Origin of the sequence: Enterobacter cloacae subsp. cloacae ATCC 13047 (assembly GCF_000025565.1) — a bacterium.
GTDB lineage: Bacteria > Pseudomonadota > Gammaproteobacteria > Enterobacterales > Enterobacteriaceae > Enterobacter > Enterobacter cloacae.
In genome coordinates this window covers 3,084,216-3,103,909 of sequence record NC_014121.1, presented here as the reverse complement: position 1 = coordinate 3,103,909, position 19,694 = coordinate 3,084,216, and the positions used below count along the sequence as shown (strand labels likewise).

Genomic DNA, 19,694 nt, shown 5'->3' with positions numbered 1-19,694 from the left:
GCGTTTGTTAAGGGTTCTCTCGTCAGTTCAATGTTTACCGCCGCGCTATTTCCTTACGCGGCGGCATGTTAGTCAGTCGGTTGTCTGACTATTCTTTCTCGGCAATGTACGGATCCTCATAGCCCAGAGCAAGCATTATCTCTGTCTCAAGGGACTCCATCTCTTCCGCTTCGTCATCTTCAATATGATCGTAGCCCAGCAGGTGCAGGCTTCCATGGACAACCATATGCGCCCAGTGGGCCTCGAGCGGCTTTTGCTGCTCTTTGGCTTCCTGTTCCACCACCTGACGGCAGATGATCAGATCGCCGAGCAGCGGCATTTCAATACCCGGTGGGGCTTCGAACGGGAAAGAGAGCACGTTGGTTGGCTTATCTTTCCCGCGGTAGGTCAGGTTAAGCTCATGGCTTTCTGCTTCATCCACCAGGCGAATCGTGACTTCTGACTCTTCCTGAAACTGGGGGATAACAGCATCCAGCCATTTCTGAAACTGCGCCTCTTCTGGCATGCCGGAATTATCTTCACAGGCCAGCTGTAAATCGAGGATCACCTGACTCATTTCTGTTCTTGCTCCTGCGCTTCGCGCTTACGTTCTGCGGCCAGTTCGGCCTTACGCTTCTGATCGGCCTCTTCCCAGGCTTCATAGGCGTTAACGATACGCGCGACCACCGGGTGGCGTACCACGTCTTCACTGTGGAAGAAGTTAAAGCTGATTTCGTCCACCTCAGCCAGCACTTCGATGGCGTGGCGCAGGCCCGATTTGGTGCTGCGCGGCAGGTCAATCTGGGTGACGTCACCGGTGATAACCGCTTTCGAGTTGAAGCCGATACGCGTCAGGAACATCTTCATCTGTTCGATGGTGGTGTTCTGGCTCTCATCCAGAATAATGAACGCATCGTTAAGGGTACGGCCACGCATGTAGGCCAGCGGGGCGACTTCAATCACGTTACGCTCAATAAGCTTCTCAACTTTCTCAAAGCCCAGCATTTCGAACAGCGCGTCGTACAGTGGGCGCAGATAAGGATCCACCTTCTGACTCAGGTCCCCTGGCAGGAAGCCGAGTTTTTCACCTGCTTCAACCGCCGGGCGGGTCAGCAGAATACGGCGGATCTCCTGGCGCTCCAGCGCATCAACCGCAGCGGCGACGGCCAGATAGGTTTTACCTGTACCCGCCGGACCTACGCCGAAGGTGATGTCATGGTCGAGAATGTTGGCAATGTACTGCGCCTGGTTCGGTGTACGCGGCTTAATGACACCACGTTTGGTCTTGATATTTATGGCTTTGCCATAGTCCGGCACGCTTTCTGCGCTCTGCTCAAGCACGCGCGCCTCTTTAATGGCGAGGTGAATTTGTTCCGGTTCGATATACTGAATTTCGCCACGCATCGGGGCGGTATCAACATACAGGTTACGCAGGATGTCCGCAGCCGCATTGACGCAGATAGGGCGTCCGGTGAGTTTGAAATGATTATCGCGACGATTGATTTCGATACCCAGACGTCGCTCCAGTTGTTTGATGTTGTCATCAAACGGCCCGCACAGGCTCAGCAGGCGAGCGTTGTCTGCGGGCGTTAGGCTAATTTCAAGCGTGTCTATGTTCAAACTGTTCCTCTTTGATTGGTTAACTGGCCCGGCGCCCTCAGGCGTAATAAAACGGTTATTACCGAAATTATTCACGCCATGGAAAAAAGGCGCAAGCGTTGCGGAAGATATTGGGGACGTTGAGAGGAAATACAAGGCCTGCCGGGAAGGCAGGCCTGAAGGATTATGGCTGGTAAACCCGAACGCCAGAATCGTTTTCTTTACGCGTGCGGGAAATGACGGATTCAGGCGATTGCGCAATGCGCAGCCCCATCTCATCCTCGGTGCGCACCAGTTTTCCGCGCAGCGAGTTGGTCAGCACTTCCACAATCTCGACGTCCACAAATTTACCGATCATGTCCGGGGTGCCTTCGAAATTCACCACGCGGTTGTTTTCGGTACGGCCTGAGAGTTCCATGATGCTCTTACGGGAGGTGCCTTCCACCAGAATACGCTGGACGGTGCCGAGCATGCGCCGGCTCCAGGCGTTGGCCTGCTGGTTGATACGCTCCTGCAGAATATACAGACGCTGTTTTTTCTCTTCTTCCGGGACATCGTCAACCATATCGGCCGCCGGTGTGCCAGGGCGTGCAGAGAAAATAAAGCTGTAGCTGACATCAAAATTCACTTCGCCGATGAGCTTCATGGTGCGCTCGAAGTCGTCAGCGGTTTCACCAGGGAAGCCAACGATAAAGTCGGAACTTATCTGGATATCCGGACGCGCTTCACGCAGCTTACGAATGGTGGATTTGTACTCCAGCACCGTATGCGGACGCCCCATCAGGTTCAGCACGCGATCAGAGCCGCACTGAATCGGCAAATGCAGGAAGCTCACCAGCTCCGGCGTATCGCGGTAAACGTCGATAATATCGTCGGTGAATTCCATTGGATGGCTGGTGGTAAAGCGAATACGGTCGATACCGTCAATCGCGGCCACCAGGCGCAGCAGTTCAGCAAAGCTGCCGGTGGTGCCGTCGTAGTTCTCACCACGCCAGGCGTTAACGTTCTGCCCCAGCAGGTTCACCTCGCGTACGCCCTGTGCGGCAAGCTGCGCGATTTCAAACAGAATATCGTCTGCCGGGCGGCTCACTTCCTCACCACGGGTATAAGGCACCACGCAATAAGTGCAGTATTTGTTGCAGCCTTCCATGATTGAGACGAACGCGGTCGGGCCATCCGCACGCGGCTCAGGCAGACGGTCAAATTTTTCGATCTCCGGGAAGCTGACATCAACGACCGGACTACGATCGCCGCGCACCTTGTTGATCATTTCCGGCAGGCGGTGCAGGGTCTGGGGGCCAAAGACAATATCCACATAGGGGGCTCTCTGACGAATCAGCTTACCTTCCTGCGACGCGACGCAGCCACCCACACCGATGATCAGGTCCGGATTTTTTCGTTTGAGAAGTTTCCAGCGACCTAAAACGTGAAAAACTTTTTCCTGCGCTTTTTCACGAATTGAGCAGGTATTCAGCAGCAGCACATCGGCTTCTTTCGCATTTTCAGTCAGCTGGTATCCGTGGGTGGTATCCAGCAGATCGGCCATCTTGGATGAATCGTATTCGTTCATCTGACAGCCCCAGGTTTTTATATGGAGTTTTTTAGTCATCGACTTGCTCAGCTCAGGATTGCAAGCCGTGTATTGTAATGCTTTGGTGGGGTTGTGACCAGTATGAAGGTTATGCGTCTCAGGACTGCAAAAATCCGGTAAACTTAAGGGATTCTCCAATAAGGAAAAGTGACCATGACACTCCAACACACCGAAATTGCCGTTGTCGGCGGCGGTATGGTCGGCGGCGCGCTGGCGCTGGGGCTGGCGCAGCAGGGATTTGAGGTAACGGTTATTGAGCAGGCGGCACCTGCTGAGTTTGACCCGACGGCAAAGCCGGATGTCCGCATTTCCGCCATCAGCGCGGCCTCTGTTGATTTGCTTCGCGGGCTGGGCGTCTGGGAGGCGGTGCTCGATATGCGGGCTCACCCTTACAGTCGCCTTGAAACCTGGGAATGGGAAAATGCCCACGTCGCGTTTGATGCCGCCGAGCTGAAGCTGCCGCGTCTGGGCTATATGGTGGAAAACAACGTCCTCCAGCGGGCGCTCTGGCAGGCGCTGGAGGCGCATCCGAAGGTGAGGCTGCGTGTTCCTGCGTCGCTGAAGGCGCTGCATCCTCACAATAGCGGCTACACGCTGACGCTCGACAGCGGCGATGAACTGGCTGTGAAGCTGGTCATTGGGGCTGACGGTGCTCACTCGCAGGTCAGACAGATGGCGGGCATCGGTGTTCATGCCTGGCAGTATGAGCAGTCCTGTATGCTGATCACCGTTCAGTGTGAAAATGCGCCGGGAGAGAGTACCTGGCAGCACTTTACCCCAAATGGTCCGCATGCCTTTTTACCGCTGTTCGATAACTGGGCGTCGCTGGTGTGGTACGACAAACCGGCGCGCATTCGCCAGCTACAGGGGCTTTCAATGGAGCAGTTGCAGCGTGAAATTCTGCAACACTTCCCGGCCCGTCTGGGACATATCACGCCGGTTGCCGCAGGGGCGTTTCCTCTTACACGTCGCCATGCGCTGCAGTATGCCCGTGATGGGCTGGCGCTGGTGGGCGATGCGGCGCACACCATTCATCCTCTGGCGGGGCAGGGCGTGAACCTCGGGTATCGTGACGTTGACGCTTTACTGGATGTGCTGGGCAATGCACGTGCGCATGCGGAGGCCTGGTCAAGCCATCATGTACTCAAGCGCTACCAGACGCGACGTATGGCGGATAACTTCATCATGCAGTCGGGGATGGATCTGTTCTATGCCGGTTTCAGCAATGATCTGGCCCCGGTGCGTATTCTGCGAAACATTGGATTGATGGCGGCGGAACGCGCCGGCGGGTTGAAGCGTCAGGCGCTTAAATACGCTCTGGGACTCTAATCCTTTTACCCTCTCCCCGTGGGAGAGGGCCAGGGTGAGGGCATCAGGCCGCACAATTCTGTACAAAAACAAAAAAGCCCGCAGAGCGGGCTTTTTTTGTTTTAAGTGGCTGGGGTGCAGGGATTCGAACCCCGGAATGCTGGTATCAGAAACCAGAGCCTTACCGCTTGGCGACACCCCAATTGCGTTAAACGTACTGCTTAACGACTTTTAAATTGGCTGGGGTACGAGGATTCGAACCTCGGAATGCCGGAATCAGAATCCGGTGCCTTACCGCTTGGCGATACCCCAACAATTTTTTATTACCGAAACAGATCGATAATCTTAATATGGTGGCTACGACGGGATTCGAACCTGTGACCCCATCATTATGAGTGATGTGCTCTAACCAACTGAGCTACGTAGCCAGTACTGCGTTCTTCGATGGCTGGGGTACCTGGATTCGAACCAGGGAATGCCGGTATCAAAAACCGGTGCCTTACCGCTTGGCGATACCCCAATACCGCGGAGAACCGCATGATCGAAGAAATATGGCTGGGGTACCTGGATTCGAACCAGGGAATGCCGGTATCAAAAACCGGTGCCTTACCGCTTGGCGATACCCCATCCGTGCAACGCTTACCTGGGAATGGTGCGGGAGGCGAGACTTGAACTCGCACACCTTGCGGCGCCAGAACCTAAATCTGGTGCGTCTACCAATTTCGCCACTCCCGCAAAAAAGATGGTGGCTACGACGGGATTCGAACCTGTGACCCCATCATTATGAGTGATGTGCTCTAACCAACTGAGCTACGTAGCCATCTTTTTTTCGCGTTACCTTATCGGCGTTGCGGGGCGCATTATGCGTATAGACCCTTGCAGCGTCAACACCTTTTTCAACGAAAATGGCCGGAATGTGACTGTTTGGTTAGGTTGCGAACAGCGTGACCGAATATTCGGCAATTATTGGTTATTAATCGATTTTAGACGGTGAAATGTAAGGCAAATAAAAACAGGCCCCGCAGGGCCTGATGTTCAAATACGTGTTTATTTATAGGCAGACTGGTGAACGCCTACCGCACGTCCTGATGGATCGTTCATCGCTTTGAAAGATTCATCCCATTCAATGGCTTTCGCTGAAGAGCAGGCCACTGAAGGACCGCCTGGCACACACTCAGCAGCACTCGGTACCGGGAACAGCTCTTCGAAGATCTCACGGTACAGATACGCTTCTTTAGAGCCTGGCGTGTTGTACGGGAAGCGGAAGCTTGCTGTTTCCAGTTGTTGGTCTGAAACCTGTTTCGCCGCCACCTCTTTCAGGGTGTCGATCCAGCTGTAGCCAACGCCATCCGAGAACTGCTCTTTCTGACGCCATGCCACGCTCGCCGGCAGGTAGGATTCAAAACATTCACGCAGGATATGTTTTTCCATTTTACCGTTGCCGCACATTTTGTCCTGCGGGTTAATGCGCATGGCCACGTCGAGGAATTTTTTATCCAGGAACGGAACGCGCGCTTCAACACCCCATGCGGACATCGCTTTGTTAGCACGTGCGCAGTCAAACATGTGCAGCGCCTGCAGTTTACGTACGGTCTCTTCATGCAGCTCTTTCGCGTTCGGCGCCTTATGGAAGTACAGGTAGCCGCCAAACACTTCATCTGAACCTTCACCTGACAACACCATCTTGATGCCCATTGCTTTAATCTTACGGGACATCAGGTACATAGGGGTGGATGCGCGAATAGTCGTCACATCATAGGTTTCAATGTGATAGATCACGTCGCGGATCGCATCCAGTCCTTCCTGCACGGTGAAATGAATTTCATGGTGCACGGTGCCGAGGTGGTTCGCCACGTCCTGCGCGGCTTTCAGATCCGGTGCACCTTCCAGCCCGACGGCAAAGGAGTGCAGCTGCGGCCACCAGGCTTCTGAACGCTCCTGATCTTCAACACGACGCGCCGCAAATTTCTTGGTGATGGCTGAAATAACGGAGGAGTCCAGCCCGCCGGAGAGCAGCACACCGTAAGGCACGTCTGACATCAGGTGGCTTTTAACGGAATCTTCCAGCGCCTGACGCAGCTCGGCTTTGTCAGTCACGTTGTCTTTTACCGCATCATAGTCAAACCAGTCGCGCTGGTAGTACTGACGGATTTCACCATCTTTGCTCCACAGGTAACTACCTGCCGGGAACTCTTTAATGGTGCGGCATACCGGCACCAGCGCTTTCATTTCAGACGCAACATAGAAGTTGCCGTGTTCATCATGGCCCATATACAGCGGAATGATACCAATGTGGTCGCGGCCGATCAGATAAGCGTCTTTTTCGCTGTCGTACAGGGCGAATGCAAACATACCCTGCAGGTCGTCCAGGAACTCAGGGCCTTTCTCTTGATACAGCGCCAGAATGACTTCACAGTCAGAGCCGGTCTGGAAGGCGTAGCGATCGCCATACTCGGCACGCAGCGCCTGATGGTTATAGATTTCACCGTTTACAGCCAGCGCGTGTGTTTTTTTCTCGTTATACAGCGGCTGTGCACCGGCGTTGACGTCCACAATCGACAGACGTTCATGAGCCAGAATTGCTTTGTCACTGGCGTAAATACCGGACCAGTCCGGGCCGCGATGGCGCATCAGGCGGGACAGCTCGAGTGCTTTTTTACGCAGTTCGCCCGCGTCAGTTTTAATATCCAGTACGCCAAAAATTGAACACATAACCTTCTCCGTTAACCCTGTTGCTTTGTAATGTTGCTTGCTTATGAAAATGCCGCAAAGGAGAAGAGCGCGCAAGGGTTTTACCGGGTTAAGCGAAAATAGTGCAATGGTGATTGCGGAATGTTGAAAAAAGAGTATGCCATGAACAGTTTTATTGATGATTATGCAATGAATTGGCTTTTTTGTTAGATATGATTTTATTGGGCGGGACTATAAATGAAAAACCACGCCCTGAGGCGTGGTTCTGAATCAGATAATGTCAATTTCGTCGACGGAGGGGTAGATCCAGCTCGGCCGAAACGGCATCGAATCAATGTCATCAAGTTGAGAGACACCGGAGAGCACCAGAATGGTCTCCAGACCCGCCTGGAAACCGGCCAGAATATCGGTGCGCAGGTTATCACCGACAATCACCGTCTCTTCAGAGTGGGCCTGCATCGTGTTCAGCGCGGCACGAATGATCCACGGGCTCGGTTTACCGACCACAAACGGTTTACGACCGGAGATTTTTTCGATACCGGCGCACAGTGCGCCGCAGGCCGGATAGAAACCACGGCCGTGCGTATCGGGGTTGGTGGCGATAAAGCGCGCGCCGCTGGCGACAAAGTAGGCGGCCTTATGCATCATCTCCCAGTTAAACGAGCGCGTTTCGCCGACGATCACAAAGTCCGGGTTCACATCGGTAATGGTAAAGCCTGCTTTATACAGCTCGTGGATCAGCGCACCTTCACCGACCACGTAGGCTTTTTTCCCTTCCTGACGCTTCAAAAAATCTGCCGTCGCCATTGCGGAGGTATAAAACACGCTGTCCGGTACGTTGATGCCCGCAGTGGCAAAACGGTTCGCCAGATCCTGACCGGTTTGGGAAGGGTAGTTCGTGAGAAGAACCAGCGGCATTCCTTTGTCGATGATGCGGTGTAGAAACTCCGCAGCACCTGGCACGGCGACGTTGTCGTGCATCAGCACGCCGTCAATATCACAAATTACATTCTTAATGGTCATGAACAATCCGACATCAAAAAAAGAAGGCGTTACTATAAGTCCCGATTAGCTTTCCAGCAAATGCTGCAACAGGATCCCGTTGAGCATGGCGCGTTTGACCAGTGCAAACGCGCCAATCGCAGAGCGGTGATCCAGCGTCGAACGCACGACCGGTAAATTCTGACGAAACGCTTTCAACGCCTGGGTGTTAATGCAGCCTTCAATCGCGGGCAGTAACACTTTTTCCGCCTCGACGATTTCACCTGCAATCACCACTTTTTGTGGATTAAAAAGGTTGATGGCAATGGCAATGGTTTTGCCGAGGTGGCGCCCGACCTGTTCGATCACTTCGCAGGCCAGCGCATCGCCTTTATTGGCGGCTTTGCAGATGGCGCCGATTTTACAATCATCCAGCGTCACGCGGCTCTGGTAGCCTTGTTCCAGCAGATGACGGACGCGATGCTCAATGGCCGCGTTGGCGGCAACCGTTTCAAGACAGCCAAAATTACCGCAGTGGCAGCGCTCGCCAAGCGGTTCCACCTGGATATGACCAATCTCGCCCACGTTGCCGTTACGACCAATAAAGATACGTCCGTTGGAGATAATGCCCGCCCCGGTACCGCGGTGCACACGCACCAGAATAGAGTCTTCACAGTCCTGACTCGCACCAAAGTAGTGCTCGGCCAGCGCCAGCGAGCGGATGTCGTGACCCACAAAGCAGGTCACTTTAAAGCGCTTTTCCAGCGCCTCCACCAGCGCCCAGTTCTCGACCGGGATATGTGGCATATAACGAATGACACCGCTTTCCGGATCAACCAGCCCGGGCAGGATCACCGAAATGGCGATGAGCTCGCGGATCTTGCGCTGACAGCTTTCGATAAAGTGCGCGATGGTATTGAGCAGCGCGTGCTCCAGTGTCTCCTGGGTGCGCTCCGGAAGAGGGTAGTGCTCTTCGGCAATGGCTTTACTGCTCAGATCGTAAAGCGTCAGGGTGGTGTCATGGCGACCAAGACGAACGCCAATGGCCTGAAAATTGCGGGTTTCGGTGATGATGGAAATTGCGCGGCGGCCTCCGGTGGAGGCCTGCTGATCGACTTCTTTGATCAGGCCGCGCTCAATAAGCTGACGTGTAATTTTTGTCACGCTGGCGGGAGCAAGCTGGCTTTGTTCGGCTATCTGAATACGTGAGATTGGCCCGTGTTGGTCAATCAGGCGATAAACCGCCGCGCTGTTAAGCTGTTTAACGAGATCGACATTACCGATTTGAGCTTGTCCGCCTGGTGTCATACTTTTACTTACTCAGTGACGACCTCGTTACCATTAACGATGGTCTTAATAATTTTATAATCGTGTGTGAATGCCGTCAGGTTTGCAACCATGCCTGGTGCAATTCCGCCAAGCTGTTTATCCACGCCGATGGCACGCGCAGGATAAAGGGTTGCCATGCGCAGCACTTCTTCAAGCGCAATGCCGCAATGCTCGACCAGGTTACGCACGCCTTCAATCATGGTCAGGGAGGAGCCGCTCAACGTACCGTTTTCATCCACACACAGTCCGTTGCGGTAGTATATTGTTTTACCGGCAAAAATGAACTGCTCAATATTTGCACCTGCCGGTGCGGTGGCATCCGTCACCAGGCAAAGCTTGTCACCTTTCAGCCGCTTGGCGTTGCGAATGTTGGTGTAATCGACGTGTAAACCGTCCGCGATGATGCCGCAGTAAACGTCTGGCTCATCCAGAATCGCCCCGACCAGCCCCGGTTCACGACCCGTGATATACGGCATGGCGTTATACAGGTGTGTCGCAAAGGTAATACCCGCACGGAAACCGGCTTTTGCCTCTTTCAGCGTGGCGTTTGAATGGCCCGCTGACACGACAATCCCGGCGGCGGCCAGTTTGCTGATCACGTCAGTACCGGTCATTTCAGGTGCCAGCGTCACTTTGGTGATCACATCCGCATTGGCACACATATAGTCGACCAGTTCGGCATCAGGTTTACGCACGTAATCCGGATTATGCGTCCCTTTCTTCACCATATTCAGCCATGGCCCTTCAAGGTGCAGACCCAGAGCCTGATTTGGGTGTTTCGCCAGGTATTCACGCATAACGCGGATACCCTGTTTCATCAGCTCATCGCTGCTGGTGATGAGGGTTGGCAGATAGCTGGTGCAGCCCGATTTCTCGTTCGCTTTCTGCATGATTTCCAGCGTTTCGACGGTGACGGCGTCTGCGGTGTCGTTAAACTGCACACCGCCGCAGCCGTTCAGCTGTACGTCGATAAAACCGGGGGAGATTACTGCTCCATTGAGTGAGCGCTGTTCAATCTCCGGCGGCAGCTCTGCCAGCGGACAAACACGTTCAATCAGGCCATTGGCGATAACAATCGCATGGTCATCCAGAATTTCATGGCCGGTATAAATCCGACCGTGGGTTAAAGCGTACATAACGACCCCCGGTTAAAAAAAGCGGCCGCCTCTTCATGAAGAGGCGGTTATTCAATTACAGACCTTTGATGTTCTCAGCTTCTAACTCGTTGAAGTATTTCAGCGTCTTCACCTTCAGTTCCATCGTGGACGGTTCGTCACAAACGATGACGGATTTTGGATGCAGCTGCAGGCAGCTGATGGTCCACATGTGGTTTACGTTGCCTTCAACGGCAGCCTGGAGCGCCTGCGCTTTCACGCTGCCCAGGACCAGAATCATCACTTCTTCGGCATCCAGCAGCGTGCCGACACCGACGGTCAGGGCATATTTTGGAACCTGGTTCACATCGCCATCAAAGAAGCGGGAGTTTGCCACGCGCGTGTCATGGGTCAGCGTTTTAATACGGGTACGGGACGCCAGCGACGACGCGGGTTCGTTAAACGCGATATGACCATCGTTACCCACACCGCCCATAAACAGATGGATTTTACCGTAAGAACGGATTTTTTCTTCATACTGACGGCATTCTGCGTCAATATCAGGCGCGTTTCCATTCAGCAGGTTAATGTTTTCAGCTGGAATATCAACGTGATCAAAGAAATTACGGTGCATGAAGCTATGGTAGCTTTCCGGGTGATCCTTCGGTAAGCCGACATATTCATCCATGTTGAAGGTGACAACGTGTTTGAAGCTAACCTGGCCTGCTTTGTGCATCTCTACCAGTGCTTTATATGCGGTCAGCGGTGTGCCGCCGGTAGGGAGGCCAAGTACGAAAGGACGATCGGCGGTTGGTTTGAAGGCGTTGATACGGTTAACGATATGGCGAGCGGCCCATTTACCGACTTGTTCAGCAGTTGCCAGGGGAATCAGTCTCATTGTTCACCTCAAGAGTTTAAGTAGAAGAGTGGGCGGATGGGTATCGGGACCTGATACTTAAGCGTAACCTGGAACCTTTCAGGCCGGATCAATCCGTCTTGATTTTTCGAATGATAAAATAAGTTTTCGATGTTAGCCAGTGAAAGGGAGGGTGATAAACGATATTTGGTGACGAAAATCACAAAAAGTACGCTTTTAATTTGCGATACGAATTAATTTTTCACACACTCACAATGCCAGTGAATCATCAACTGTATTTCTAGTTCGTGACACAATAAAAAACATAGTTAATGCACGAGCCTTAACAAGGGTCTCGTAGGGGGAATAGGATGAATATTTTAGGTTTTTTCCAGCGCCTCGGTAGGGCTTTGCAGCTCCCTATCGCCGTGCTACCGGTTGCAGCACTGCTGTTGCGATTCGGGCAACCCGATCTTCTTAACGTGCCGTTTATCGCGCAAGCGGGTGGTGCGATATTTGACAACCTGGCGCTGATTTTCGCCATCGGCGTGGCGTCCAGCTGGTCTAAAGACAGCGCGGGTGCCGCGGCGCTGGCAGGGGCAGTCGGTTATTTCATCCTGACCAAAGCGATGGTAACCATCAACCCTGAAATCAACATGGGTGTTCTGGCGGGTATTATTACCGGTCTGGTCGGCGGTGCAGTGTACAACCGTTGGGCGGGTATCAAACTGCCAGATTTCCTGAGCTTCTTTGGCGGAAAACGCTTTGTTCCGATTGCGACCGGCTTTTTCTGTCTGATTCTGGCCGCTATCTTTGGTTATGTCTGGCCGCCGGTACAGCATGCCATTCATGCAGGCGGTGAGTGGATCGTGTCTGCGGGCGCAATGGGTGCAGGTATCTTCGGTTTCATCAACCGTCTGCTGATCCCAACCGGCCTGCATCAGGTTCTGAATACCATCGCATGGTTCCAGATTGGTGAGTTCACCAACGCAGCAGGTACCGTATTCCACGGTGATATCAACCGCTTCTACGCGGGTGACGGCACCGCGGGCATGTTCATGTCCGGTTTCTTCCCAATCATGATGTTTGGTCTGCCGGGCGCTGCGCTGGCAATGTATCTGGCCGCGCCAAAAGCGCGTCGCCCAATGGTTGGCGGCATGCTGCTCTCCGTTGCGGTAACGGCGTTCCTGACCGGTGTTACTGAGCCACTGGAATTCCTGTTCATGTTCCTGGCTCCGCTGCTGTACCTCATGCACGCGGTGCTTACCGGTATCAGCCTGTTTGTGGCCACTCTGCTGGGCATTCACGCGGGCTTCTCCTTCTCTGCCGGTGCAATCGACTACGTGTTGATGTACAACCTGCCGGCAGCCAGCAAAAACGTCTGGATGCTGGTTGTGATGGGCCTGGTGTTCTTCGTTGTCTACTTCCTCCTGTTCAGCGCGGTTATTCGTATGTTTAACCTCAAAACGCCGGGCCGCGAAGATACAAAAGATGACGTCGTAACCAGTGAAGCAAACAGCAATACCGAAGAAGGGTTGACCCAACTGGCAACCAGCTATATCGCCGCGGTAGGCGGTACCGACAACCTGAAAGCCATTGATGCTTGTATTACCCGTCTGCGTCTGACCGTTGGCGACTCTGCGCGCGTAAGCGATGCCATGTGCAAACGCCTGGGCGCGTCTGGTGTGGTGAAACTGAACAAACAAACCATCCAGGTTATTGTGGGTGCGAAAGCCGAATCTATCGGCGATGAAATGAAAAAAGTGGTTGCCCGTGGACCGGTCGCTGCTGCCTCAACGGATAGCGCGCCTGTGGCTGATGCTCCGGTTGCTAAACCGCAGGCTGTACCAAACGCCGCTACTATCGCCGCGCTGGTTTCACCGGTTACGGGTGAGGTGGTCGCGCTTGAGCAGGTACCTGACGAAGCGTTTGCCAGCAAAGCGGTCGGTGACGGTGTTGCGGTGAAACCAACGGAGAAAACCGTTGTGTCTCCTGCGGCGGGCACCATCGTGAAAATCTTTAACACCAACCACGCGTTCTGCCTCGAAACCGAAAAAGGCGCGGAGATCGTGGTTCATATGGGTATTGATACCGTTGCGCTGAACGGCCAGGGCTTTACTCGCCTGGTGGAAGAGGGCGCAGATGTGGTTGCAGGCCAGCCGATTCTGGAAATGGATCTGGACTTCCTGAACGCCCATGCCCGTTCGATGATAAGCCCGGTGGTATGCAGCAACATCGACGACTTCAGCGGCCTGGTGCTTCAGGCAAAAGGTCAGGTGGTTGCGGGGCAAACGCCACTGTATGAGATTAAAGGCAAGTAATCGCTCCTGAGTAGAGTCATGCCTTAAGCGGCGGGGGAGATCCTCCGCCGCTTTTTTTTGCAGCAAATGCCCCCATTATTTTCTTCCGGGACGTTTTAAGGGTTGTCACTACGTCCGGCTTATAAGATCATATGCCGTTATACGTTGTTTACGCTTTGAGGAATCCACGATGAGTGAGGCAGAAGCCCGCCCGAGTAACTTTATTCGTCAGATCATCGATGAAGATCTGGCCAGTGGTAAGCACACCACGGTGCATACGCGTTTCCCGCCGGAGCCAAATGGCTACCTGCACATTGGTCACGCCAAATCGATCTGCCTGAACTTTGGTATCGCACAGGATTACCAGGGGCAGTGCAACCTGCGTTTCGATGACACCAACCCAGTAAAAGAAGACATCGAATACGTTGAGTCCATTAAGAACGACGTGCAATGGCTGGGCTTCAACTGGTCTGGCGATATCTGCTACTCCTCTGACTATTTCGATCAGCTGTATGCCTATGCCGTTGAGCTGATCAATAAAGGTCTGGCCTATGTTGACGAGCTCTCTGCAGATGAAATCCGTGAATACCGCGGCACGCTGACGGCACCGGGTAAAAACAGCCCGTTCCGCGATCGCAGCGTGGAAGAGAACCTGGCGCTGTTTGAAAAAATGCGTGCTGGTGGCTTCGAGGAAGGTAAAGCGTGCCTGCGTGCCAAAATCGATATGGCATCACCGTTTATCGTGATGCGCGACCCGGTGCTGTACCGCATTAAATTCGCTGAACATCACCAGACCGGTAACAAGTGGTGCATCTACCCGATGTACGACTTCACCCACTGCATCAGCGATGCGCTGGAAGGCATCACCCACTCGCTGTGTACGCTGGAATTCCAGGACAACCGTCGTCTGTACGACTGGGTGCTGGATAACATCACGATTCCGGTGCATCCGCGTCAGTACGAGTTCTCTCGTCTGAATCTGGAATACACCGTGATGTCCAAGCGTAAGCTGAACCTGCTGGTGACCGATAAGCACGTTGAAGGCTGGGACGACCCACGTATGCCGACCATCTCCGGTCTGCGCCGTCGTGGCTACACCGCGGCGTCAATCCGTGAGTTCTGCAAACGCATTGGCGTGACCAAGCAGGATAACACCATTGAGATGGCGTCTCTGGAATCCTGCATTCGTGAAGATCTGAACGAAAACGCGCCGCGCGCGATGGCCGTTATCGACCCGGTAAAACTGGTTATCGAAAACTATCCGCAGGGTGCGAGCGAAATGGTCTCGATGCCTAACCATCCGAACAAACCGGAGATGGGCAGCCGTGACGTACCGTTCAGTGGTGAAATCTGGATCGATCGCGCTGACTTCCGCGAAGAAGCAAACAAGCAGTACAAGCGACTGGTGCTCGGTAAAGAGGTGCGTCTGCGTAACGCCTATGTGATCAAGGCTGAGCGCGTAGAGAAAGATGCGGAAGGCAACATCACCACGATCTTCTGCACTTACGATGCCGAGACCCTGAGCAAAGATCCAGCGGACGGCCGTAAGGTGAAAGGCGTGATCCACTGGGTCAGTGCATCACACGCGCTGCCGGTAGAGATTCGTCTGTACGATCGTCTGTTCAGCGTGCCTAACCCAGGCGCAGCAGAAGACTTCCTGGCGACCATCAACCCGGAATCGCTGGTCATCAAACAGGGTTACGCTGAGCCATCCCTGAAAGCGGCTGAGGCGGGTAAAGCGTTCCAGTTTGAACGTGAAGGTTACTTCTGCCTGGACAGTCGTCACAGCACCGCTGAAAAACCGGTATTTAACCGTACGGTTGGTCTGCGTGATACCTGGACGAAGATCGGCGAATAATAACGCCGCGCTGGTCAATGAGAAACAAACGCCGCGTAATGCGGCGTTTTTTTATAGAGTGATCATGCCTTTAAAGCAGTAGCCAAATAGCGTTTATAAAAATAACAGGTCAATGTGGTGCTACTTATTTTTTTAAAAAAAGTTTATCCCCTTTCAAAAGTCTGACGCACCGTAAAAAGAATATCATTTAACGCGTTACTTATTGAAAATCGGCCTTTTCCCCCGCCAGTACTGGCATCCCGTTAAATGTTACAAAGCACTACCAATTATGTGCTCTTCGTCATAATCCTGAGTTTTAGCCACCGAAAAGCATTGATAATTCGCGTCGCGAAAAATAACCTAAAGACGGTAGTTATTCGAGGGTATTTCCGACTACCCCTGACCATCAGGTCTTTTATATTTTTCGCCGTTTTAGGCGTTTTAATTCGTCAAAGAGGAATAATCTATGCGTACGTTCAGTGGCAAACGTAGTGCGCTGGCGCTGGCTATTGCCGGTGTGACAGCAATGTCAGGCCTGGTGGTGACGCCAGACGCTAAAGCCGCAGGCTTCATCGATGATTCAACCCTCACGGGCGGTATTTATTACTGGCAGCGTGAACGTGACCGTAAAGATGTCACGGAAGATAAATATAAAACGAACCTTTCTCACTCTACCTGGAACGCCAACCTGGATTTCCAGTCTGGTTACGCTGCCGATATGTTCGGCCTGGATATTGCCGCCTTCACGGCAATTGAAATGGCGGAAAATGGTGACAGCGGCCACCCGAACGAAATAGCCTTCTCCTCCAGTAATAAAGCGTATAAAGAAGACTGGTCCGGAGATAAAAGCGGTATCAGCCTGTATAAAGCTGCTGCGAAATTTAAATACGGCCCGGTATGGGCGCGCGGTGGTTATATTCAGCCAACTGGTCAAACCCTGTTAGCACCACACTGGAGCTTTATGCCAGGTACCTATCAGGGGGCAGAAGCGGGCGCCAATTTTGATTACGGTGACGCAGGTGCGTTGAGCTTCTCGTATATGTGGACCAACGAGTATAAAGCGCCGTGGCATATCGAAATGGACAAGTTCTACCAGAACGATAAAAAGACCAAAGTGGATTATCTTCACTCGCTGGGCGCGAAGTACGACTTTAAAAATGATTTAGTGCTTGAAGCGGCATTTGGTCAGGCGGAAGGTTATATCGATCAGTATTTTGCTAAGGCCAGTTATAAAATTGACATCGCGGGTAGCCCGTTGAGTACCAGCTACCAGTTCTACGGTACGCGAGATAAAGTCAGTGATGGTGGCGTGAATGATATTTATGACGGCACGGCGTGGTTGCAGGCGCTGACCTTCGGCTACAAAGTCGGTCAGGTAGATTTGCGTCTTGAAGGAACGTGGGTAAAAGCGGAAGGGCAGCAGGGCTACTTCCTGCAGCGTATGACCCCAACCTATGCCTCTTCAAACGGTCGTCTGGATATCTGGTGGGATAACCGTTCCGACTTCAACGCCGATGGCGAAAAAGCAGTCTTCTTCGGCGCAATGTATGATCTGAAAAACTGGAACCTGCCAGGCTGGGCGGTGGGGGCATCTTACGCCTACGCATGGGACGCGAAGCCAGCTGATATGGCAACGCCAGACGCATACTACGATCCAAACTATCGTCTCAAAGAATCCGCTTACAGCCTGGATGCGATCTACACCCTGCAGGATGGTCGCGCCAAAGGGACCATGTTCAAACTGCACTTTACACAATACGACAACCACTCCGATATCCCGAGCTACGCGGGCGGTTACGGCAACATCTTCCAGGATGAACGCGACGTGAAATTCATGGTTATCGCACCGTTCACCATCTTCTGATGACTCGTCCGGCGGGGTAATTCCCGCCGGACCGGAGACTACATATGAAAAAGATTGTAATCGTCGCGTTGCTGGCATCGGGACTGGTGGCTTGTGCGCAGAATCAGGCCCCGAAAGAGGACTCCCGTCTGAAAGAAGCCTACAGCGCGTGTATCAATACGGCGGAAGGTTCGCCGGAGAAGATCGAAGCCTGTCAGAGCGTGCTGAATGTGCTGAAAAAAGAGAAAGCGCATGAACAGTTCGCAACCCAGGAGAATATTCGCGTAATGGATTATCAGGCCTGTATCCAGGCGCGTAAAACCGGTAACGATCAGGAAGTCGCGAAGCGTTGCGATCAGATCTGGAAAGAGATTCGCAGCAACAACAGCCATTAACCCGCTGTTATCATGCCCGGTAGCGCTGCGCTGCCGGGCTTTTTTTTGCCAGACCGCAGGCAAAAAAAAGCCAACCTTGCGGCTGGCTCAGAGTATGAAACGTGTTTATTTCGCGTCGTGCGCGTGATCGTCTTCGCGGCAATCGCCTTCAGCGCAATGACCATACAGGTACAGGCTGTGGTTCGTCAGGCGGATACCGTGACGTGCGGCGATTTCACGCTGGCGAGATTCAATGGAATCATCGCTGAATTCAATGACCTTGCCGCAATCCAGGCAGATCAGGTGATCGTGGTGATGCTGTTGAGTCAGTTCGAATACAGATTTACCGCCTTCGAAATTATGACGGGTGACAATGCCCGCGTCATCAAACTGGTTCAGCACACGATAGACGGTTGCCAGCCCAATCTCTTCGCCCATGTCGATAAGACGCTTATAAAGGTCTTCCGCACTGACATGGTGATTGTCTGGACCCTGAAGCACTTCAAGGATTTTTAACCGAGGAAGCGTAACTTTCAGGCCAGCCTTCTTTAATGCGGTATTGTTGTCAGTCATGCGGAATCTGTCCTGTTGCTAAACGATTCACTTCTGTAGGAAGTGACAGAAATTGCACCCGGGATAATGCGTCTCATTATAGAACTGCCATGGCTAAATGAAAACTGCAAGTCTCAGGTAAAGTATGCTTATAAAAACGTGGTATCACCAACAAACTTGCATTGTGAAAGCCACGTTTTATCAGGGGGTCATTGTACAGGTCTGGGCGAAAAAGTTAAAAGATTGTAGCAATTAATTTAATCGGTTTGACCTGGTTTATGGGCGCAACCACCGTTGCGCCGCAAGAATCATCAGGCGTTGAGAATATCGTCCAGGTGCAGCTCTTCACGGATCTGCTTAACCCATTTTTCAACGCGCTCGGCGGTCAGTTCTGGCTGACGATCTTCGTCAATCGCCAGACCCACGAAGTGATCGTCGTCTGCCAGACCTTTAGACGCTTCGAAGTGGTAACCAGCGGTAGGCCAGTGACCTACAATAACGGCACCGTTTGGCTCAATAATGTCGCGGATGGTGCCCAGCGCATCACAGAAGTACTCTGCATAGTCTTCCTGGTCGCCGCAGCCAAACAGGGCAACCAGCTTGCCGTTGAAATCCACCTCTTCCAGCGTTGGGAAGAAATCATCCCAGTCACACTGGGCTTCACCGTAATACCAGGTCGGAATACCCAGCAGCAGGATGTCATAGCCTTCGAGATCTTCTTTGCTGCTCTTGGCGATGTCGTGCACATCGGCAACGTCTTTACCGAGCTGTTTTTGAATGTTTTTTGCGATATTTTCGGTATTGCCGGTATCACTGCCGAAGAAAATGCCGATAATTGCCATGAGTAAAATAACCTCTTGATACTTAATGGTATGGTGGCGCAATTTGTCCACGGATAAAGGCAATAATAGCAGAACAGGCAACCCTGCGGAAACAGCTATCGCGCAGGACTGCACTCTGTGCTACATGAAAAGGGTAATAAAGGGATTTTTCGGACTTATGCCTTACTGCGCATGGTCTCGAGTTGGGTGAGTAACATCTCTTCGATCAGCTCGCTGCGGCTGATATTACGCGCGTCAGCCAGTTCGTTTAGCGCATCGACAGCGTCGGCGTTGAGCTTCAGTTCGACACGCTTAAGCCCACGATTTTTATCGCGTTTAAGCTGGTTGCGTTTATTAATACGCAGCTGTTCGTCGCGCGAAAGCGGATTCGTTTTTGGTCGTCCCGGTCGACGCTCATTCGCGAACAGATCTAGTGTCGTACGGTCCGTTTGTTCTTTGGCCATGATTCTGAGACTTCGGGGGAAACACGCCGCCCTGCTAATGCCTGGGCGATAAGCGCGCCATCATACATCACCAAA

At 52.8% G+C, this 19,694-nt stretch carries 16 protein-coding genes and 7 tRNA genes; 5 read left to right on the top strand and 18 right to left on the bottom strand.

Annotated features, from left to right (window positions below; all coding sequences use genetic code 11):
• Positions 1 to 88: 88 nt before the first annotated feature.
• The 3 genes from ybeY to miaB all read right to left on the bottom strand — a co-directional run bounded on the left by ybeY (position 89) and on the right by miaB (position 3,187).
• Positions 89 to 556: an rRNA maturation RNase YbeY gene (ybeY, locus tag ECL_RS15000; RefSeq protein WP_003858677.1), complete on the bottom strand. Its 468-nt coding sequence runs from the start codon at positions 554 to 556 to the stop codon at positions 89 to 91.
• On the bottom strand, positions 553 to 1,599 hold the full coding sequence (locus tag ECL_RS14995) for a PhoH family protein (RefSeq protein WP_013097575.1): 1,047 nt from the start codon (positions 1,597 to 1,599) through the stop codon (positions 553 to 555). Before ECL_RS14995 ends, ybeY begins: the two co-directional genes overlap by 4 nt.
• Before the next feature lie 163 nt (positions 1,600 to 1,762).
• Complete coding sequence (gene miaB / locus ECL_RS14990) at positions 1,763 to 3,187, bottom strand: tRNA (N6-isopentenyl adenosine(37)-C2)-methylthiotransferase MiaB (RefSeq protein ID WP_013097574.1); 1,425 nt, start codon at positions 3,185 to 3,187, stop codon at positions 1,763 to 1,765.
• Positions 3,188 to 3,322: 135 nt separating this feature from the next.
• On the opposite strand from miaB, the gene ubiF reads away from it, so the two are divergent.
• On the top strand, positions 3,323 to 4,498 hold the full coding sequence (gene ubiF / locus ECL_RS14985; protein WP_013097573.1) for a 3-demethoxyubiquinol 3-hydroxylase: 1,176 nt from the start codon (positions 3,323 to 3,325) through the stop codon (positions 4,496 to 4,498).
• 106 nt (positions 4,499 to 4,604) lie between these two features.
• Here ubiF and ECL_RS14980 read toward each other — a convergent pair.
• The 12 genes from ECL_RS14980 to nagB all read right to left on the bottom strand — a co-directional run bounded on the left by ECL_RS14980 (position 4,605) and on the right by nagB (position 11,470).
• Positions 4,605 to 4,679: transfer RNA gene (locus ECL_RS14980), tRNA-Gln, on the bottom strand.
• Between the two features lie 35 nt (positions 4,680 to 4,714).
• Positions 4,715 to 4,789 (bottom strand) — tRNA-Gln (locus ECL_RS14975).
• A 39-nt stretch (positions 4,790 to 4,828) separates the two neighbouring features.
• A tRNA-Met gene (locus ECL_RS14970) sits at positions 4,829 to 4,905 on the bottom strand.
• Positions 4,906 to 4,922: 17 nt separating this feature from the next.
• A tRNA-Gln gene (locus ECL_RS14965) sits at positions 4,923 to 4,997 on the bottom strand.
• Positions 4,998 to 5,029: 32 nt separating this feature from the next.
• Positions 5,030 to 5,104, bottom strand: a tRNA-Gln gene (locus ECL_RS14960).
• A 23-nt stretch (positions 5,105 to 5,127) separates the two neighbouring features.
• Positions 5,128 to 5,212 (bottom strand) — tRNA-Leu (locus ECL_RS14955).
• 8 nt (positions 5,213 to 5,220) lie between these two features.
• A tRNA-Met gene (locus ECL_RS14950) sits at positions 5,221 to 5,297 on the bottom strand.
• Positions 5,298 to 5,524: 227 nt separating this feature from the next.
• The gene (asnB, locus tag ECL_RS14945) at positions 5,525 to 7,189 is read right to left on the bottom strand and encodes an asparagine synthase B (protein WP_013097572.1); all 1,665 of its coding nucleotides are present in this window, start codon (positions 7,187 to 7,189) and stop codon (positions 5,525 to 5,527) included.
• A 249-nt stretch (positions 7,190 to 7,438) separates the two neighbouring features.
• Positions 7,439 to 8,191, bottom strand: a complete 753-nt coding sequence (gene nagD, locus ECL_RS14940) for a ribonucleotide monophosphatase NagD (protein ID WP_013097571.1) — start codon at positions 8,189 to 8,191, stop codon at positions 7,439 to 7,441.
• A gap of 45 nt (positions 8,192 to 8,236) precedes the next feature.
• Positions 8,237 to 9,457, bottom strand: a complete 1,221-nt coding sequence (gene nagC / locus ECL_RS14935; protein ID WP_013097570.1) for a DNA-binding transcriptional regulator NagC — start codon at positions 9,455 to 9,457, stop codon at positions 8,237 to 8,239.
• 8 nt (positions 9,458 to 9,465) lie between these two features.
• Positions 9,466 to 10,614: an N-acetylglucosamine-6-phosphate deacetylase gene (nagA, locus tag ECL_RS14930; protein WP_013097569.1), complete on the bottom strand. Its 1,149-nt coding sequence runs from the start codon at positions 10,612 to 10,614 to the stop codon at positions 9,466 to 9,468.
• Between the two features lie 55 nt (positions 10,615 to 10,669).
• Positions 10,670 to 11,470: a glucosamine-6-phosphate deaminase gene (gene nagB, locus ECL_RS14925; RefSeq protein ID WP_013097568.1), complete on the bottom strand. Its 801-nt coding sequence runs from the start codon at positions 11,468 to 11,470 to the stop codon at positions 10,670 to 10,672.
• Between the two features lie 329 nt (positions 11,471 to 11,799).
• On the opposite strand from nagB, the gene nagE reads away from it, so the two are divergent.
• From nagE to chiQ, 4 genes are all read left to right on the top strand, one after another.
• Complete coding sequence (nagE, locus tag ECL_RS14920) at positions 11,800 to 13,749, top strand: PTS N-acetyl glucosamine transporter subunit IIABC (RefSeq protein ID WP_013097567.1); 1,950 nt, start codon at positions 11,800 to 11,802, stop codon at positions 13,747 to 13,749.
• A 169-nt stretch (positions 13,750 to 13,918) separates the two neighbouring features.
• A complete protein-coding gene (gene glnS, locus ECL_RS14915) occupies positions 13,919 to 15,586 on the top strand; it encodes a glutamine--tRNA ligase (RefSeq protein WP_013097566.1) in 1,668 nt (555 codons plus the stop codon).
• Positions 15,587 to 16,031: 445 nt separating this feature from the next.
• Positions 16,032 to 17,429 carry a chitoporin ChiP gene (gene chiP, locus ECL_RS14910; protein ID WP_013097565.1) on the top strand — a complete coding sequence of 466 codons (1,398 nt, stop codon included), beginning with the start codon at positions 16,032 to 16,034 and terminating at the stop codon, positions 17,427 to 17,429.
• Between the two features lie 44 nt (positions 17,430 to 17,473).
• A complete protein-coding gene (gene chiQ / locus ECL_RS14905; RefSeq protein ID WP_013097564.1) occupies positions 17,474 to 17,803 on the top strand; it encodes a ChiQ/YbfN family lipoprotein in 330 nt (109 codons plus the stop codon).
• A gap of 105 nt (positions 17,804 to 17,908) precedes the next feature.
• On the opposite strand, the gene fur is transcribed toward chiQ, so the two are convergent.
• The 3 genes from fur to ybfE form a co-directional block, all read right to left on the bottom strand.
• Positions 17,909 to 18,355 carry a ferric iron uptake transcriptional regulator gene (gene fur, locus ECL_RS14900; RefSeq protein WP_010428651.1) on the bottom strand — a complete coding sequence of 149 codons (447 nt, stop codon included), beginning with the start codon at positions 18,353 to 18,355 and terminating at the stop codon, positions 17,909 to 17,911.
• Between the two features lie 290 nt (positions 18,356 to 18,645).
• On the bottom strand, positions 18,646 to 19,176 hold the full coding sequence (fldA, locus tag ECL_RS14890; RefSeq protein ID WP_008501067.1) for a flavodoxin FldA: 531 nt from the start codon (positions 19,174 to 19,176) through the stop codon (positions 18,646 to 18,648).
• Between the two features lie 155 nt (positions 19,177 to 19,331).
• Complete coding sequence (ybfE, locus tag ECL_RS14885) at positions 19,332 to 19,619, bottom strand: LexA regulated protein (protein ID WP_013097563.1); 288 nt, start codon at positions 19,617 to 19,619, stop codon at positions 19,332 to 19,334.
• Positions 19,620 to 19,694 lie beyond the last annotated feature (75 nt).

What these genes read in the sequence shown, in the direction of transcription:
- ubiF (WP_013097573.1), top strand. Translation starts at nt 3,323, where the DNA reads ATGACACTCCAACACACCGAAATTGCCGTTGTCGGCGGCGGTATGGTC.
- ybeY (WP_003858677.1), bottom strand. Translation starts at nt 556, where the DNA reads ATGAGTCAGGTGATCCTCGATTTACAGCTGGCCTGTGAAGATAATTCC.
- nagE (WP_013097567.1), top strand. Translation starts at nt 11,800, where the DNA reads ATGAATATTTTAGGTTTTTTCCAGCGCCTCGGTAGGGCTTTGCAGCTC.
- fldA (WP_008501067.1), bottom strand. Translation starts at nt 19,176, where the DNA reads ATGGCAATTATCGGCATTTTCTTCGGCAGTGATACCGGCAATACCGAA.
- glnS (WP_013097566.1), top strand. Translation starts at nt 13,919, where the DNA reads ATGAGTGAGGCAGAAGCCCGCCCGAGTAACTTTATTCGTCAGATCATC.
- miaB (WP_013097574.1), bottom strand. Translation starts at nt 3,187, where the DNA reads ATGACTAAAAAACTCCATATAAAAACCTGGGGCTGTCAGATGAACGAA.
- nagC (WP_013097570.1), bottom strand. Translation starts at nt 9,457, where the DNA reads ATGACACCAGGCGGACAAGCTCAAATCGGTAATGTCGATCTCGTTAAA.
- ybfE (WP_013097563.1), bottom strand. Translation starts at nt 19,619, where the DNA reads ATGGCCAAAGAACAAACGGACCGTACGACACTAGATCTGTTCGCGAAT.
- nagD (WP_013097571.1), bottom strand. Translation starts at nt 8,191, where the DNA reads ATGACCATTAAGAATGTAATTTGTGATATTGACGGCGTGCTGATGCAC.
- nagB (WP_013097568.1), bottom strand. Translation starts at nt 11,470, where the DNA reads ATGAGACTGATTCCCCTGGCAACTGCTGAACAAGTCGGTAAATGGGCC.
- asnB (WP_013097572.1), bottom strand. Translation starts at nt 7,189, where the DNA reads ATGTGTTCAATTTTTGGCGTACTGGATATTAAAACTGACGCGGGCGAA.
- fur (WP_010428651.1), bottom strand. Translation starts at nt 18,355, where the DNA reads ATGACTGACAACAATACCGCATTAAAGAAGGCTGGCCTGAAAGTTACG.
- chiQ (WP_013097564.1), top strand. Translation starts at nt 17,474, where the DNA reads ATGAAAAAGATTGTAATCGTCGCGTTGCTGGCATCGGGACTGGTGGCT.
- nagA (WP_013097569.1), bottom strand. Translation starts at nt 10,614, where the DNA reads ATGTACGCTTTAACCCACGGTCGGATTTATACCGGCCATGAAATTCTG.
- chiP (WP_013097565.1), top strand. Translation starts at nt 16,032, where the DNA reads ATGCGTACGTTCAGTGGCAAACGTAGTGCGCTGGCGCTGGCTATTGCC.